Here is a 14,703-nt window from a genome sequence, read left to right as displayed (position 1 = left end):
TGAGTGCCGCAATTCACCACTATTGCCGTATTCGTTTTCAAGGTGCGGCCTCATGAGTTCAAGATATCTGACGTCGGAACAGGATGTCCGTCTGCGAAGGTGGGAAGCCTGGAACAAGCGTTACTTTATTTTCGCTTTCTTCTCACTGGTCATTGTTCTGGTCTTCAGTAGCCAGCTCGGGCTGTCCAGTGGCGACAGCTGGGGGCCGCTAGGGCTTCTGATTGCTGCGCTGGTCACCCCCATTATCATTCTGCAACTGCGTCTTGCGTGTCCCGCCTGCGGGCAAAAGATTGGCTGGCAGGCCAAGCTGATGGCCCCGGACCAATGCAAGGCCTGTGGCACCTTCCTTAGGGCTAAAAGCACCTCTTCCTGAAAAAAACCTTTGACCTGTGAGTTACTCACAGGTTTTAGTCTACTCTTCATCCAAAACAGGGTGGCATCCGTGGCAGGGTGCCCATCGTGACTGGAAGGTATCTGTTTCCAAAACACGCTTTTTACGGCACATCCGTGTGACGCTTGGGCTCCGCCATCCATGGCTCCGCACAGTTTTGAAACAGATACCTTCCAGTCATTTGTTCGACATTCGGGATGGTCGTCTGAGCTATGAAAGTCAAAGAGATTGCTATTGGCGCCGGGGTTAACCCGGATACCGTCCGGTTCTACACCCGCGAAGGGTTACTGAAACCTACACGGAATCCGGATAACAATTACCAACAGTACGATTCTGAGGATTTGCGCCGGCTTCGGTTTGCCCGCAAAGCCCGGCAGCTCGGGTTTTCACTGCCGGAAATACGACAGATTCTGGAGCAGGCAGATGACCATCATTCGCCCTGCCCGATGGTTCGGGATGTATTCCAGCAGCGGCTTGTGGAAGTGGAACGTGAAATTGCCGAGCTACAACAACTGCGTAGTCGTATGACCGCCGCGCTGTCCGCCTGGCAGGACATGCCGGATGGTACGCCGGACGGACACACGATTTGCAGGCTGATTGAACATTGGGATGAATCCCAGCCAGACACCAGTGGCAAGGAGTAATGCTTGATGAACGAGAAAACCGCGTTATACCCCGCTTTATCGATATCCGGTGCCTCCTGCCAGGGTTGTGTTCGCAAGATTGGCAGTGCCCTGGAGCCACTGACCGGCGGTGCGGATCGGGTTGAGGTTAATCTGGACGAACAGACGGTCGCGTTGCCCGACGGCATCGACACCCGTGAAGCGGCACGCGTCGTAACGGAAGCCGGTTACCCGGCGTCGCCGCTGGAGACGGCTTCCGACGACGGCGCCGCCTCAGAGGAAAACCACTGTCACTCAGGTACACGCCAGAACCACTCTGGATCAGCGCACCGGCCTGAGCAGGAGCAAGCTGAGGCTGTGAGCAATGGTGATCAGATTTACCTCGCGATTACCGGCGCCACCTGTGCCTCCTGCGTGAACACCATCGAAAAGGCCCTGACGTCGGTGGACGGCATCACCGCAGCGCACATGAATCTTGCCGATAATACCGCCACGGCGACCGGGCGTGCAGACACTCAGGCGCTGATCAAGGCGGTGGAAAGCTCCGGATACGGCGCCAGCCTCATCGAAGATCCAGACGCGGCGGACGACCGCAAGCAGGAAGAGGATCGTAAGCAGTACAAGACCCTGCTGGTGAAGATGGCTGTCAGCCTGGGCCTTGGCCTGGGGCTGATGATATGGGGCATGGGCTTTGGTTCTATGGTGGTCACCAGTGACAATCAACTGACCTGGTTTACTCTTGGCGTTATCACCCTGGGTGTCATGACCCTCACCGGTGGTCACTTTTTCACCGGAGCGTGGAAAGCATTCCGGCACCACAATGCCAATATGGATACGCTGATTGCTTTGGGAACCGGCACCGCCTGGGTCTATTCCATGACCGTAGTCAGTATCCCGGAGGCACTGCCGGAAATGGCACGGCACGTGTATTTTGAAGCTTCGGCGATGATTATTGGCCTGATCAATCTGGGTCAGGCACTGGAACTTCGCGCCAAGGGAAAAACCTCCGAAGCGGTGCGTCGGCTGCTGGATCTGCGCGCCAAAACCGCCCGGGTGATCCGTGATGGGGAGGAGCAGGACCTGCCGGTGGAGCAGGTTCGGGCTGGTGATCATATCCGCGTTCGTCCGGGTGAGAAACTCCCGGTCGACGGGGAAATTACCGAAGGCAGCACCCGCGTAGACGAGAGCATGCTCACCGGTGAGCCCATGCCCGTCAGCAAGGGCGAAGGCGACGAGGTGTCCGCTGGCACCATCAATACCCATGGTTCCATTATCTACAAAGCCACCCGCGTGGGCAGCGAAACCGCCCTCGCTCAAATCATCCGCCTGGTGAAAAAGGCCCAGGGCTCAAAGCCCGCCATCGGCCGCCTGGCGGACAAGATTTCCTCGGTATTCGTACCGAGCGTGATGTTGATTGCCGTGGTGTCGGCACTGGTCTGGTACAACGTCGGACCGGAGCCGGCGGTGGTTCACATGATGGTGGCGGCCACCACGGTGCTGATCATTGCCTGCCCCTGTGCCCTGGGCCTGGCCACGCCCATGTCGGTGATGGTGGGCGTTGGCAAGGCCGCGGAATACGGCGCGCTGATTCGCCAGGGGGATGCCCTGCAGACTGCCGGCAAGCTGGATCTGGTGATTCTGGACAAGACTGGCACCATTACTGAAGGCCACCCGGCGGTCACCCGTTTCCATGCCGCCGACGACGATACCGGCAGATTACTGGCCCTGGCCGCTGGCCTGGAACAACACTCAGAACATCCGTTGGCCGAAGCCATTATGGCGAAAGCGAAGGAGAAAGGCGCCAATCCCGACACTGTCACTGGTTTCGAAGCCCTTAACGGCAAAGGCGTGCAAGGCGAGTTGGACGGTCAAATCGTACGCCTGGGCAACCGTCGCTGGCTGGAGAGCGAGAACATTGATCTGGCCGGACTGCAGGATGAGGCCGATGCCATCACCTCGGAGGCCGGTACACCACTTTTCCTGGCACTGGGCAATGAGGCCCTGGGTGTGATTGGAGTAGCCGATGCGATTAAACAGGATTCGGAAGCCGCCATCCGTCGGCTACACGATGCTGGTATACGTGTAATGATGGTGACTGGCGACGTCGACGCCACCGCCAAAGCCATCGCCGAAAAAGCCGGGATTGACAGTTACCGAGCTGAAGTCCTACCGCAAGACAAAGCCACCATCGTCAGCGAGATGCGGGGCAAAGGCTATACCGTGGCCATGGTGGGCGACGGCATCAACGATGCGCCTGCCCTTGCGGCGGCGGACGTTGGCTTCGCCATTGGCACCGGCACCGATGTCGCCATCGAAAGCGCCGGTATTACGCTGATGCGGGGCTCTCTTCACGGCGTTGCCGACGCCATCGAGATATCCCGGGCCACGGTACGCAACATTCACCAGAACCTGTTCGGCGCCTTTGTCTACAACTCGTTGGGCATACCCGTCGCGGCCGGGCTGCTTTACCCACTGTGGGGGGTTCTGATGAGCCCGATACTGGCCGGCGCCGCGATGTCGCTGTCCTCGGTCACGGTCGTCACCAACGCCAACCGGCTGCGACTGTTCAAAACCACCAGCAACGCAGGCAAGGGGGGGAACCAATGAGTACATTTCTGGTCAATGCCGGAGGATTGATCCTGATGGCCGCCATCGTCTGGTGGTTCTGGGTGTCACCTTCCAGCGGCGGCAAACCAAACCACGATCACAGCCATCATCATTGAGGTAACACCATGAAAAAACACGTGTTGGCCCTTGGCCTTGTCGCAACCTTCGGCTTGAATGGTCAGTTGCAGGCCGAAGACGAACTGAAAGACATTCATGTCTACAAGTCCCCGACCTGCGGCTGCTGCACGGATTGGGTGGACCATCTGAAGGAAAACGGCTTCAAGGTCGAGGTCACTGAAACCAATAACCTGAACCCGATAAAGATCGACGCCGGCCTGACACCGTCACTCGCCAGTTGCCACACCGCGTTTGTTGGCGACTACGTGATTGAAGGTCACGTGCCTGCCAATGACATTCACCGGTTGATTGCGGAGGCCCCGAAAGCAAAAGGCTTGTCAGTGCCCGGCATGCCGGCTGGCTCCCCCGGCATGGAAGTGGGGGGGCGCAAGGACCACTATCAGGTGTTGATGTTCAACGACAGCGGCCAGACCAAAGTCTTCGCAGAACACAACTAGTTTTCCTACACACTTTGCCATGCCTGCTCTATCATACCTTCCAGATAGATCCAGACTGTGCATAAGGAAAGCTTTTGAGCCTGAAAACCCGACTACTGGGCCTGGCAGCGGCTCTGATGATCATCGCCTCAGTCGCCTCCTGGCTCGCGTATCGGGAGCTTTCCGAGGACATCATCGAGCGCTGGGGGCAGCAGGTTGCCGAAATACAGGTGCGCTACGACAGCGCCCGCCTGCTGCAATCCCTGGAACGGGAAATCGGGCTCGCCCGCCAGATGGCCGACTCCTCCACGCTGGTCAACTGGGCTACCTCACCGGAAGATAAGGCGTTACAGCGCGACGCCATCCGCGAAATGGAAAGCTTCCGGAGCAATTTCCGCGACAACAGTTACTTCGTCGCCCTCCGTGATTCCCGCCGCTATTACTACAACAATGCCGACAACGAGTTTGCGGATGATCAGTTCCGCTACATCCTGGCCCCCGACAAACCCGAAGATGCCTGGTTCTTCCAACTGATTGAGGAAGGCCGCAATTTTCATCTGAACGTAAACCCCGATACCGAGCTCGGTGTGACCAAACTCTGGATCGACGTGCTGATGCGGGATGAGGAAGATCGCATCGTCGGCATGGTCGGTACCGGCCTGGACCTGGACGCGTTCCTGCAGGATATCGTGGATATTGACCAGGAGGGTATCACCACCCTGTTCGTGGACTACAACGGCGCGATACAGCTCTACCGCGACCGCAACTACATCGACTTTGCCAGCATCATCAAACCGGAAGGCCAGAAAAGCACCGTCGACCTGCTGTTTGATAACCCGGAAGACAAGCAGAAGGTGCTGGGCATGCTGCAGCTCCTGAAAAATCGGGGCGGCGCCACCGGTGCCGTGGAGAGCAGCTTCGTGACCGTGGACGGCCGAAAACACCTGGCTGGCGTGGCCTTCCTGCCTGCCATCGGCTGGTTCGAAATCACCCTGCTGGATCTTGAAGCGCTCCTGCCCCGCAGTTACCTATGGCCTTTGGTTGCCGTGTTCCTGACCAGCTTGCTGGTCACCCTGATTCTGTTCCATCTGATCATCCGTTCCCGCATCCTCAAACCCCTCGTCAGCCTTGAGAGCGCTGTTGAAAAGGTTCGGGGTGGCAGTTTTGCGCTCCCATACCTGGAAAAACCGGACAACGAGATCGGCAGGCTTGCCAGTCATTTCGAGACAATGACCGACACGCTCGAGCACTCGACCCGCGAACTGGAACGAAAGGTTGCGCAACGTACCGATGAGCTGAACAGGCTGGCGCGTATTGACGCCCTCACCGGGCTTAAAAACCGCCGTGGTCTGGACGAAGCCCTGGATGAAGAAATACAGCGGGCAAAACGACAGAACACGGGCTTTGGTCTGATCTGGCTGGACATTGACCACTTCAAGGCCGTCAACGACGAATTGGGCCATCAGACCGGTGACGACATTCTCTGCCGCGTGGCACTGTGGCTCAAGGCCGGCGTGCGGCCCTACGACCACCCCGGCCGCTGGGGCGGCGACGAGTTCGTGGTGGTGCTCTCGCCCTGCGATGAAGATACGCTGTGCCAGATTGCCGCGCGGATACGCGAAACCATCGAAAGGGACAGCATTCGCACCGGCACGCCGGTGACCGTTAGCGTGGGCGGGTATCTCTGCCAGCCCGGCGACAACGTTGATACCATTCTGCGACAGGCCGATCAGGCGCTCTACCGTGTGAAACAACAGGGGCGGAATAAAGTGCTTATCACGGATGGATCAGGCCAGGAAATTAACCCCGCGTAACATGGTCTGACTCATACCGCCATAACCGGTATACTCCGCAGCGACACTCAAATTTTATCCAGCCAGGTTCTGTTCATGCTCAATGCCGACGCCCTCAGCCAGTTGCGCCAGCTGAAAACCAATATCGAGGAAAACAAGGTTGTCTTTCCGGGTACCGTCAAAGCCACCAATGGGCGTTTCGGCTTTGTTGCGCTGGATGAGGGGCGAGACGTCTTCCTGCCACCGGAAGAAATGCAGAAAGTGCTGCCCGGTGACCGCGTCAAGATCACCGAGGAAGAGGGCGACAAGGGCAAGACCCAGGGCATGATCGACGAACTGCTGGACACCAGCCTGGACACCTTCGTTGGTCGCTATCTGGTGAAAGGTAAAGGCCACTTCGTGGTGCCGGAAACCCCCGGCATCAACCGCTGGATCTTCATACCGCCGAAGGAGCGCCAGGGTGCCGAGCCCGACGATTACATCTACTGCCAGATTCACAAGCATCCGATCAAGGATGGCAAAGGCCAGGCAAAGATCCTGAAGGTTATCGGCAAAGCCGGTGATACCGGCATCGAACGCGCGCTCACCGTTGCCACCTTCCACCTGCCAGACACCTGGTCCGACGCCGTGCAGAAACAGGCCAGTGCGCTGGACGAATCAACCGTCGAGGCAAAAAGCGAAGGCCGGGATGATCGCACCGACCAGCCCTATGTGACCATCGACAGCCCCGGCACCCAGGACATGGACGATGCCCTGCTGGCAGTGCCCAACGCCACCGGCTGGAAACTGTCCATTGCCATTGCCGACCCAACGGCTGTTATCGAGCCGGGCAGCCCTGCCGAGCAGGAGGCCTTCCGCCGCGCTACCGCCATCTATTTCCCCGGCGAACCGCTGCCCATGCTGCCGGATACCCTCAGTACCCGCCTGTGCTCGCTGATGCCGGACGTCAAGCGCCTGGCACTGGTCTGCGACCTTCAGGTGAACAATGATGGCAGTCTCGGCGACTACCAATTTCACCAGGCAGTGATTCGCTCCCATGGCAAACTCAGCTACGAACTGGTCTCCAACCTGATCGAAGGCCGGGAAGACGACGAAATCAAGGCGCTGCCGGATACCGTCTCCAACAGCCTCGACCAGCTCCACCAGATCGCCACCGCTCTGCGCAAATGGCGACATGAGCACGCACTGGTGAACGGCGACCGCCCCGAATTCCGCCTGCGTCTGGACGAGAATCGCCGCATACGGCTGATCGAACCCTCCGTTCAGAACGAGGCCCATCGTCTGGTGGAAGAATGCATGATTGCGGCCAACCGCTGCGCGGCCGACTTCCTGGGGCAACGTGACAAGGGACTGTTTATCCAGCATCCGGGTTTGCGGGACGACCGCTCCGATAACGTCCGCGCCCTGCTGGAGGGTTATGCTCCTGACTTGGCGGGTATTGATGCCACCAGTGCCGCAGGCTTTCGCGACCTGATGAAACAGACCGAGGGGCTGGCCGCAGAGGTTCCCGTCAAAGCGATTATTTCCCGCCAGCTTGCCCGCGCCGAGCTGTCGTTCACGCCGGCGCCCCATCAAGGCATGGGGCTTGCCGCCTACACCACGTTCACATCGCCGCTTCGCAAGTTCAGCGATTTCCACGTGCATCGGCTGATCAAGTCGATCCTGTGGCAGGAGTCGCTGAACGAGCTCAACGATGAGCAACTGACCGAACTGCAACAGACCCAGATCCGCGCCCGTCAGGCTGCCAACAGCCTTGAGAACTGGCTCAAGAGTGATTTTGCGAAAACCCTTGGTGAAAACGCGATGACCGGCGTGATCAGCCGCACAACGCCGGCAGGGTTCTTTGTACGGCTGGATGCTAACGGACTGGAAGGGTTCGTGAGCTGCAAAACACTTGAAGGTAAGTTCAGCTTCGATCCCGTTACGTTGCGCCTGGTTCACAACAAGAACGGCCGCACGTTCCAGTTGGAACAACCAGTGACCGTGACCTTCTCCGGCGTGGACAACGAACGCAAGCAGATCCAGTTCAATCTGGTGGACGCGCCGGCTGAAGGCCGTGAGCCCGCGAACACCATTGATGCTTGAAAATCCGGCTCCGGAGCGCCATCTTAATGGATAAACGGGCACTTATTCGTTACGGAGGTGAATCCGGATGCCGATCAGTCCAACCGAGTTCCTGAAGAAGTATGGCTTCGAAGAGGAAGAAGAGGAGCGCGACCATAGCCTGCGCCACAATGCGATGGAGCACGCAAAGCATTTGAAGCGCCCTCATGCTGGCACGCCCCATGACTGGGAAGAGTGGGAGCGTTACAAGAAAGAACACCCGGACGAGGTCGAAGACGACGAGGACAGCAATTAGTCCTGCCCAAGCATCCTCGACAAGCGTTCGTCTTTCGCCCGCCACTGTTCCGCCAGCCAGTTCTTCACGTTTTTTCGGTGCTCTGCATCGGTCGCATAATCCCGGCCTTTCAGGTGCGCCGGGATGGTAACTGTGTCGATCTCCATGCCGACTTTCCTCACCCTTCCGCACATGAAATCCCAGAACGTTGGAGCCCCCCCGGGATAGGCAATAGTGACATCCACCAGGGTTTCGATGGAGTCGCCCATGGCATCCAGCACGAAAGCCACACCGCCGGCCTTTGGTGTCAGCAGGTGGGTGTATTTTGATTTCTGCTTGTCGTGCTTGGCCTGGGTAAAGCGCGTGCCTTCAACGAAATTCATCACGCTTACCGGGGTGTAGCGGAACTTCTCACAAGCCGTGCGGGTCGCTTTAAGATCTTCACCACGCTTTTCCGGGTGTTTGATCAGGTACTCGCGGGTGTAGCGTTTCATGAACGGGAAATCCAACCCCCACCAGGCCAACCCTATGACCGGCACCCAGATCAGTTGTTGCTTGAGGAAGAACTTCAGAAACGGTGCACGGTGGTTGAACACCCGCTGCATGGCGAAGATGTCGACCCAGCTTTGATGGTTGCTCAACACCAGGTACCAGCTTTCCCGCTTGAGCTTTTCGTCGCCGTGGACGGTCCATTCCGTGCCCTGGGTGAGTTTCATCCAGCCGGTGTTGCAGGCAACCCAGGCTTCGGCGATCCAGATGATGACTTTGGTGCACAGCACCCGGAAACCGGTGTGGGGAATAATCAGCTTCAATATGGCCGGGATGTAGAGAAGCAGGCACCAGAACAGGGTATTCAGCCCCAGGAGGATGGAACTGATGACGCCGATAACGGGGGCTGGCAGGAAGCTGAGCATGGTTGTCCTGTTGTTGGTTTTTTAAGATGGCTGAATGATACCAATGGTGAGCAGCTTTGGGCAGTGGCCTGAAGTGACCGGTTTGCCAATGGTGATGGACGTTCTTGCCATAGTTCTGGCCTGTATAGGTAGTCTAGTCTTATTCCGAACCTGTTCTCGACATACACGTTATGGAAACCTTTATGCCCGATCCGCTCAGCTACGCTTTCAACAAAGCCTCGGGAATAACCCGCCAGACAGCGCTCTATGCCGGCAACGCCTTCGACCGCGTATTCCGGGCCGCCAGCCTGGTGCAGGCAGGGCAGACGCCGTTCGAGACGTTGTACACCGATGGGCTGGTGAGCTTGCGATACTACCCGCCGTTGGCGGAGGATTTTATCGAGTTAGACAGCGAGATGATTGATGTGGAGCGCACGCCCCACAAAACGCCCATCGTGATCGTGCCGCCCCTGGCGGTGAACATGCTGATCTACGACCTGTTTCCCCAACGCAGCCTGGTGCGGTTCCTGCGGGCCAAGGGGTTCGAGGTGTACCTGATCGACTGGGGCGTGCCCACGCGGCAGCACAGTCACTACAACCTTCACACCTACGTGGCGGAGTTGCTGCCGGCATACCTGAACCGGGTGCGGGAGCACAGCGGGGAGCAGGAGCTGTCGCTGCATGGCTGGAGCCTGGGGGGCATGTTCACGCTGTTCTACTCCGCCCTCAGCCGCGACCAGCAGATTCGCAACGCCATCGTGCTGGGCTCTCCCATCGACAGCCACGCGTCAGGGCTGATGGGGTTGATGTACCAGCGGGTCTCCGACGTGGCCGATTTTGTCCGCAAACGCACCGGTTTCCGCCTGCACGATGTAAAACCCCACTGGTTCCACACCCCCGGCTGGGCCAACACCATCGGCTTCAAGCTCACCAACCCCATCGGCAGCGTGATGGGCTACTGGGAACTCATCGTCCGCCTGGGCGACCGCGACTTCGTCGCCAGCCACGCCACCACCTCCGCCTTCCTCGACCGCATGGTCGCCTACCCCGGCGGCATCGTGCAGGATGCCGTGGTACGCCTGTGGATCGACAACGAACTCTCCAAAGGCCAGATCCAGATTGGCGAAGACGTCGCCCGGTTGGACAATGTAAACGCCAACTTACTCGCCATCGCTGGCGATACCGACACCCTGGCCACGCCCGGCGCGGTCAAACGCATAGAAGATCACGTCAGTTCAAAAGACGTTACTTTCCGGGTTACCCCCGGTGGTCACATGGGCATTCTGGCCGGCAGCAAAGCGCCGAAGGAAAGCTGGCTGGAGATGGCGGAGTGGTTGGCTGAAAGATCGAACTGAATCGACCTGGACGTCCGAGCAAAAGACAGCTATCACGAGAGTTGAACGCACGTCTCGGGAAGGGCTATCCAAAACTGTGCGGAGCCATGGATGGCGGAGCCCAAGCGCCACATGGATGTGCCGAAGGAGCGTGTTTTGGATAGCCCTTCCCGAGAGGTGCAGCCACCAGAAAGTCAGAGATTAGCCAAAGTCGCGGGCAACTCCGAAAGACTCCGAACCACCGCATTAGGCTCAATCCCCCAGTCTTCAAACACCTTCCCGGCATCCCTCTGCACCCAGATTGCCGTCAACCCCGCCGCCCGGGCACCAATCACATCCCACGCGTTGCTGGACACCAGGCACAGAGGCTTATCCATCGCCCCGGTCGCCCGTCGTGCATAGGCATACACCGCCGGGTCCGGCTTGAAGCTCTTGATGTCATCCACCGATACCAACCCATCAAACTGATTCAGCAAATTGTTATGCCCCAGCACCTTCTCCAACGCCGGATAGGTGCCATTGGAAAAGGCAAACATCCGATACTTCCCCTTAAGTGACTCCAGTGCTGGCAGCGAGTCGTCAAACGCAGGCAGGGACAGATAGGCCCCCATCAGCTCATCTTCCCGCTCTCCACTTAAGCTCAACCCATGGCTGGCCATCGCATACCTTAGCGCCTGCCGCGTACAGGCCCCGAAATCCTCGTACATTCGCATCAGTCCCTTTCGAAAGGAAAACTCCAACTGCTTTTCCCGCCACTGGGCACTCACGGATTCCGCCGCCTCGCCTGCGTCCGGCGCCAACAGTTCTGCCATTCCCATGGGGTCCACCAGGGTTCCGTATACATCGAACGCCAGGATCGGTTTCATAGAATGCTCCTTCATTTGTTCAGCCATTGTTACGCCATCGTAAACCAGTCGGCATCGTTTTTTGAATGTTTACTCAAACCGCCAACATCAAATTCTCCGGAATGGGCAACTTCACTTGCCTCGGGTACACTGCTATTCATGAACTCCATTGATACATTTAACCTCGATATTCGCTCCCTCAGTACCTTCATCGCAGTGCTGGACGAGGGGAGCGTTTCGAGGGCCGCTGTACGCCTGGGCGTGAGTCAGTCGGCTGTCAGCCACACTCTGGACCGACTACGCCAGGCCCTGGGCGACGCCCTATTCGTCAAATCCGGCCGTGGCATCGTCCCCACCCGGTACGCCCTCCAGGCCGGCCCACACATTCGCCAGATTCTGGACGACCTGCACTCCCTGTCCTCCGGGCCGCCCTTCACACCGGCCACCGCCGAGTTCACCTTCACCATCGCCGCCAATGATTACCAGCGCGACCTGTTGTTACCCGCCCTGTTGTCGGTGATCAGGCAGGAGGCTCCAGGCATCCGACTGCAGGTTGTCCCCTCAGGTATTCCGACCGCGGACATGTTACGCAAAGACCTGTGTGACCTGATTATTTCCCCTCACGCACCGGAAAGCACCGACATTATGCAGCGGGGCCTGATGGCGGATCAGATGGTGGTTTTCTACGATCCCGCCACCCGACAGCCCCCGGAATCCCTGGCGGATTACCTGAAGGCGGATCACATCGCCATCCTGTTTGGCACAGGCGAGAAAACGGCGTTCGAGGGTTCGTTGGCCGCCCAGGGCTTGACCCGGAAAACGGTCGTAACGGTCTCCAATTTCTCAGGCCTGCCAGGTTTCTTACGTGGAACCAACATGCTCGCTACAGCGCCAAAACGCATGAGTGAGGACTTGCTACGGAACTTTGCCTGGACCCCCCTCCCATTCGACTACAAGCCGTTCACGCTGCTGATGCTGTGGCACAAACGCAATCAGACCGACCCTGCCCATCGCTGGATCCGCAATCATGTAAACGGCGTGGCGGCGGCAATGAATGACCTCAATACCTGACCTATCTGTTTTATTCATACGTTGTATGAAATAGCCGGCCGTTATCTCAAGACACTGGAAGCGTAAACTCCCCAGATCAGACCAAGTGCGGGGCGAGAGCCGGCCTTCTGAAACCGTGCGGAGCCATGGATGGCGGAGCCGAGCGTACAGGGATGTATTCACAGCGTGTTTCAGAAGGCCGGCTCTCGCCCAGTGCGGTACTCCAAAGATTCCGGGATCAGCAATGCTTGCACTAACGAGTGTATGGACAACGATACTATTGGCAGCCGCCGTCGCCCTCGGGCCGCTGGCGATTGATATGTATCTGCCTGCCTTGCCCGCCATGGGAGAGGCGCTCTCAGCCGATACCGGACAGGTCCAGCTTACCCTGAGTATCTACATGGTCGGCTTTGCCCTGGCACAGCTGATCTGCGGCCCACTGGCCGACCGTTTCGGGCGCAAACCCATAATGATTGGCGGCTTCCTGCTTTTTGCGATAGCCAGTGTCGTTTGTGCGTTAGCCACAAACATCGAAACACTTATTTTGTGCCGCTTCCTGCAAGCATTGGGGGGGTCGGCCGGTCCAGTACTTGGCCGGGCAGCCGTACGGGATATTTATTCCCCGCGGGATGCCGCAAGAATCATGGCCATCCTGGCCAGCATCATGGCCCTGGCACCCGCTGTTGCACCCACTCTTGGCGGCTTTATGGTGGTCAGTCTGGGCTGGTCGTCAATTTTTCTGGCGCTGGGTGGCTACGCGCTGATCATGGCTGTGGTGGCTGCAGTGGGTATTCCGGAGCCGATGCGCCCGGAAAACCGGCAGTCTCTCCGGATTGGCAGCCTATGGAAGAACTACCGGGCAATTGCCTCGGACATTAGCTTCCTGGGCTACACCCTGACCAATTCCCTGACCTTTGCCGGCCTGTTTGCGTTCCTGTCGGGCTCTTCGTTCGTGCTGATCGATTTCCTGGGCGTGGAACCGCAATACTTCGGCCTTTTCTTTGCCTGCATCGTCACCGGCTACATTGGCGGTAACCTCACGGCCGTTGGACTGGGGCGCTCGTTGACGCCGGATCAGATACTGATCCGTGGCCTGATTGTGGCAGTGGCCGGCGGTTCTTTAATGGCTGCGCTGGCAACGGCCCATATTTACAACGTCTGGGCGGTCATTCTCCCCCAATCGCTGCTGATGGTGGGTGTGGGCATGGTTCTACCCCAGACCATGGCCGGAGCCCTGGCCAACTTCCCCAGCATGGCCGGCTCCGCGTCGGCGCTGTTCGGCTTCACCCAGATGGTGGTTGCTGCGACCGTGGGTGCGCTGGTGGGGCACTTCCACAACGGCACGTCACTGGTGATGGCGGGCATCATTGCCACCTGTGCCATTGGCGCTCTGGGCAGCTACCTGCTGCTGGTCCAGCGCCATCCGGCTCCCGGATTTGAGCCCGCCTGAAACCAACTTAACTCGACTCCCGGATGAAAAAGCATCCAAAATGGACTACACAGAGTAAGCTGTTAAACACAAATCCATTAAGCCAGTATCAGGGAGTTCCAAATGAGCAACGTCACACTCGGCGGTAATCCAATCACCGTGAGCGGCACCCTTCCGCAAACCGGCGACACCGCCCCCAACTTCACCCTCACGACCCAGGGCCTGGAAGACGTCACCCTCGACAACTGGGCTGGTAAGCGCAAAGTCCTGAACATCGTCCCCAGCGTGGACACCCCAACCTGCGCCACCTCCACCCGCAAGTTCAATGAAAAAGCCAGCAGCCTGGACAACACGGTGGTGCTGGTCATTTCTGCCGACCTGCCCTTCGCCGCCGGTCGATTCTGTGGTGCCGAAGGCCTGGAAAATGTCACTACCCTTTCCAGCTTCCGAAACTACAGCTTCCAGGAGGATTACGGTGTTGCCATTCAGGACGGGCCACTTGCTGGCCTGACTTCCCGAGCGGTGGTGGTTCTGGATGAGAACAACAAGGTTCTGCACAGTGAGTTGGTGGGTGAAATCAAGGAAGAACCGAATTACGAAGCCGCTCTTTCGGCGCTCTGATTTGCAGCACTCCGACTTACTGAAGGTAACTCCGTAATCGATGTGCGAAGGCCGGGGCGCCTTCCCCAGACCGTGCATTGCCAGGGATGGCAATGCCGAGCCCCCATGGATGGGTTCACGGCGTGTCTGGGGAAGGCGCCCCGGCCTTTGCACCCACTCACAAACCGATAACTGCTAAAATCGCCCACCAAGCAAAACACCTGGAACAGAAGCCACCAACGTGAC

At 58.4% G+C, this 14,703-nt stretch carries 13 protein-coding genes; 11 read left to right on the top strand and 2 right to left on the bottom strand.

The features are described 5' to 3' along the window. The first annotated feature begins 52 nt into the window (after nucleotides 1–52). From AC13D2_RS20260 to AC13D2_RS20230, 7 genes are all read left to right on the top strand, one after another. Complete coding sequence (locus AC13D2_RS20260) at nucleotides 53–373, top strand: hypothetical protein (protein WP_292049533.1); 321 nt, start codon at nucleotides 53–55, stop codon at nucleotides 371–373. 230 nt (nucleotides 374–603) lie between these two features. Further along, nucleotides 604–1,035: a MerR family transcriptional regulator gene (locus AC13D2_RS20255; protein ID WP_420389859.1), complete on the top strand. Its 432-nt coding sequence runs from the start codon at nucleotides 604–606 to the stop codon at nucleotides 1,033–1,035. A 6-nt stretch (nucleotides 1,036–1,041) separates the two neighbouring features. After that, nucleotides 1,042–3,621, top strand: coding sequence for a heavy metal translocating P-type ATPase (locus AC13D2_RS20250; RefSeq protein ID WP_482939076.1), 2,580 nt, complete (start codon nucleotides 1,042–1,044; stop codon nucleotides 3,619–3,621). Nucleotides 3,622–3,746: 125 nt separating this feature from the next. Continuing rightward, the gene (locus AC13D2_RS20245; protein ID WP_300493867.1) at nucleotides 3,747–4,196 is read left to right on the top strand and encodes a DUF411 domain-containing protein; all 450 of its coding nucleotides are present in this window, start codon (nucleotides 3,747–3,749) and stop codon (nucleotides 4,194–4,196) included. Between the two features lie 74 nt (nucleotides 4,197–4,270). Further along, nucleotides 4,271–5,989, top strand: a complete 1,719-nt coding sequence (locus AC13D2_RS20240; protein ID WP_482939075.1) for a sensor domain-containing diguanylate cyclase — start codon at nucleotides 4,271–4,273, stop codon at nucleotides 5,987–5,989. A 75-nt stretch (nucleotides 5,990–6,064) separates the two neighbouring features. Beyond that, entirely contained in the window at nucleotides 6,065–8,053 is a 1,989-nt protein-coding gene (locus AC13D2_RS20235; protein WP_482939074.1) for a ribonuclease R family protein, read from the top strand. A 67-nt stretch (nucleotides 8,054–8,120) separates the two neighbouring features. After that, nucleotides 8,121–8,327 carry a hypothetical protein gene (locus AC13D2_RS20230; RefSeq protein ID WP_482939073.1) on the top strand — a complete coding sequence of 69 codons (207 nt, stop codon included), beginning with the start codon at nucleotides 8,121–8,123 and terminating at the stop codon, nucleotides 8,325–8,327. On the opposite strand, the gene AC13D2_RS20225 is transcribed toward AC13D2_RS20230, so the two are convergent. Further along, entirely contained in the window at nucleotides 8,324–9,220 is an 897-nt protein-coding gene (locus tag AC13D2_RS20225; RefSeq protein ID WP_482939072.1) for an acyltransferase, read from the bottom strand. The two genes, AC13D2_RS20230 and AC13D2_RS20225, sit on opposite strands and share 4 nt — an antisense overlap. 182 nt (nucleotides 9,221–9,402) lie before the next feature. Here AC13D2_RS20225 and AC13D2_RS20220 point away from each other — a divergent pair, with 182 nt between their 5' ends. Then, on the top strand, nucleotides 9,403–10,554 hold the full coding sequence (locus AC13D2_RS20220; protein WP_482939071.1) for an alpha/beta fold hydrolase: 1,152 nt from the start codon (nucleotides 9,403–9,405) through the stop codon (nucleotides 10,552–10,554). Nucleotides 10,555–10,727: 173 nt separating this feature from the next. On the opposite strand, the gene AC13D2_RS20215 is transcribed toward AC13D2_RS20220, so the two are convergent. Beyond that, nucleotides 10,728–11,399, bottom strand: a complete 672-nt coding sequence (locus AC13D2_RS20215; protein WP_292049540.1) for a haloacid dehalogenase type II — start codon at nucleotides 11,397–11,399, stop codon at nucleotides 10,728–10,730. 138 nt (nucleotides 11,400–11,537) lie between these two features. Here AC13D2_RS20215 and AC13D2_RS20210 point away from each other — a divergent pair, with 138 nt between their 5' ends. The 3 genes from AC13D2_RS20210 (at nucleotide 11,538) to tpx (ending at nucleotide 14,478) form a co-directional block, all read left to right on the top strand. Further along, nucleotides 11,538–12,449, top strand: a complete 912-nt coding sequence (locus tag AC13D2_RS20210; protein ID WP_292049541.1) for a LysR family transcriptional regulator — start codon at nucleotides 11,538–11,540, stop codon at nucleotides 12,447–12,449. Nucleotides 12,450–12,672: 223 nt separating this feature from the next. Continuing rightward, a complete protein-coding gene (locus tag AC13D2_RS20205) occupies nucleotides 12,673–13,878 on the top strand; it encodes a multidrug effflux MFS transporter (RefSeq protein ID WP_482939070.1) in 1,206 nt (401 codons plus the stop codon). A 102-nt stretch (nucleotides 13,879–13,980) separates the two neighbouring features. Next, complete coding sequence (tpx, locus tag AC13D2_RS20200; RefSeq protein ID WP_007155738.1) at nucleotides 13,981–14,478, top strand: thiol peroxidase; 498 nt, start codon at nucleotides 13,981–13,983, stop codon at nucleotides 14,476–14,478. Nucleotides 14,479–14,703: the final 225 nt, after the last annotated feature.

The sequence above is a fragment of the Marinobacter sp. B-12 genome, assembly GCF_056857915.1.
Note: the sequence above shows the minus strand (reverse complement) of the source record. Positions and strands in the feature narration are given on the sequence as shown.

Excerpts from the sequence above, each read along its gene's own strand:
- AC13D2_RS20225 (WP_482939072.1), bottom strand. The coding sequence starts at position 9,220 with ATGCTCAGCTTCCTGCCAGCCCCCGTTATCGGCGTCATCAGTTCCATC.
- AC13D2_RS20215 (WP_292049540.1), bottom strand. The coding sequence starts at position 11,399 with ATGAAACCGATCCTGGCGTTCGATGTATACGGAACCCTGGTGGACCCC.
- AC13D2_RS20210 (WP_292049541.1), top strand. The coding sequence starts at position 11,538 with ATGAACTCCATTGATACATTTAACCTCGATATTCGCTCCCTCAGTACC.
- AC13D2_RS20245 (WP_300493867.1), top strand. The coding sequence starts at position 3,747 with ATGAAAAAACACGTGTTGGCCCTTGGCCTTGTCGCAACCTTCGGCTTG.
- tpx (WP_007155738.1), top strand. The coding sequence starts at position 13,981 with ATGAGCAACGTCACACTCGGCGGTAATCCAATCACCGTGAGCGGCACC.
- AC13D2_RS20220 (WP_482939071.1), top strand. The coding sequence starts at position 9,403 with ATGCCCGATCCGCTCAGCTACGCTTTCAACAAAGCCTCGGGAATAACC.
- AC13D2_RS20255 (WP_420389859.1), top strand. The coding sequence starts at position 604 with ATGAAAGTCAAAGAGATTGCTATTGGCGCCGGGGTTAACCCGGATACC.
- AC13D2_RS20235 (WP_482939074.1), top strand. The coding sequence starts at position 6,065 with ATGCTCAATGCCGACGCCCTCAGCCAGTTGCGCCAGCTGAAAACCAAT.
- AC13D2_RS20205 (WP_482939070.1), top strand. The coding sequence starts at position 12,673 with ATGCTTGCACTAACGAGTGTATGGACAACGATACTATTGGCAGCCGCC.
- AC13D2_RS20260 (WP_292049533.1), top strand. The coding sequence starts at position 53 with ATGAGTTCAAGATATCTGACGTCGGAACAGGATGTCCGTCTGCGAAGG.
- AC13D2_RS20250 (WP_482939076.1), top strand. The coding sequence starts at position 1,042 with ATGAACGAGAAAACCGCGTTATACCCCGCTTTATCGATATCCGGTGCC.
- AC13D2_RS20230 (WP_482939073.1), top strand. The coding sequence starts at position 8,121 with ATGCCGATCAGTCCAACCGAGTTCCTGAAGAAGTATGGCTTCGAAGAG.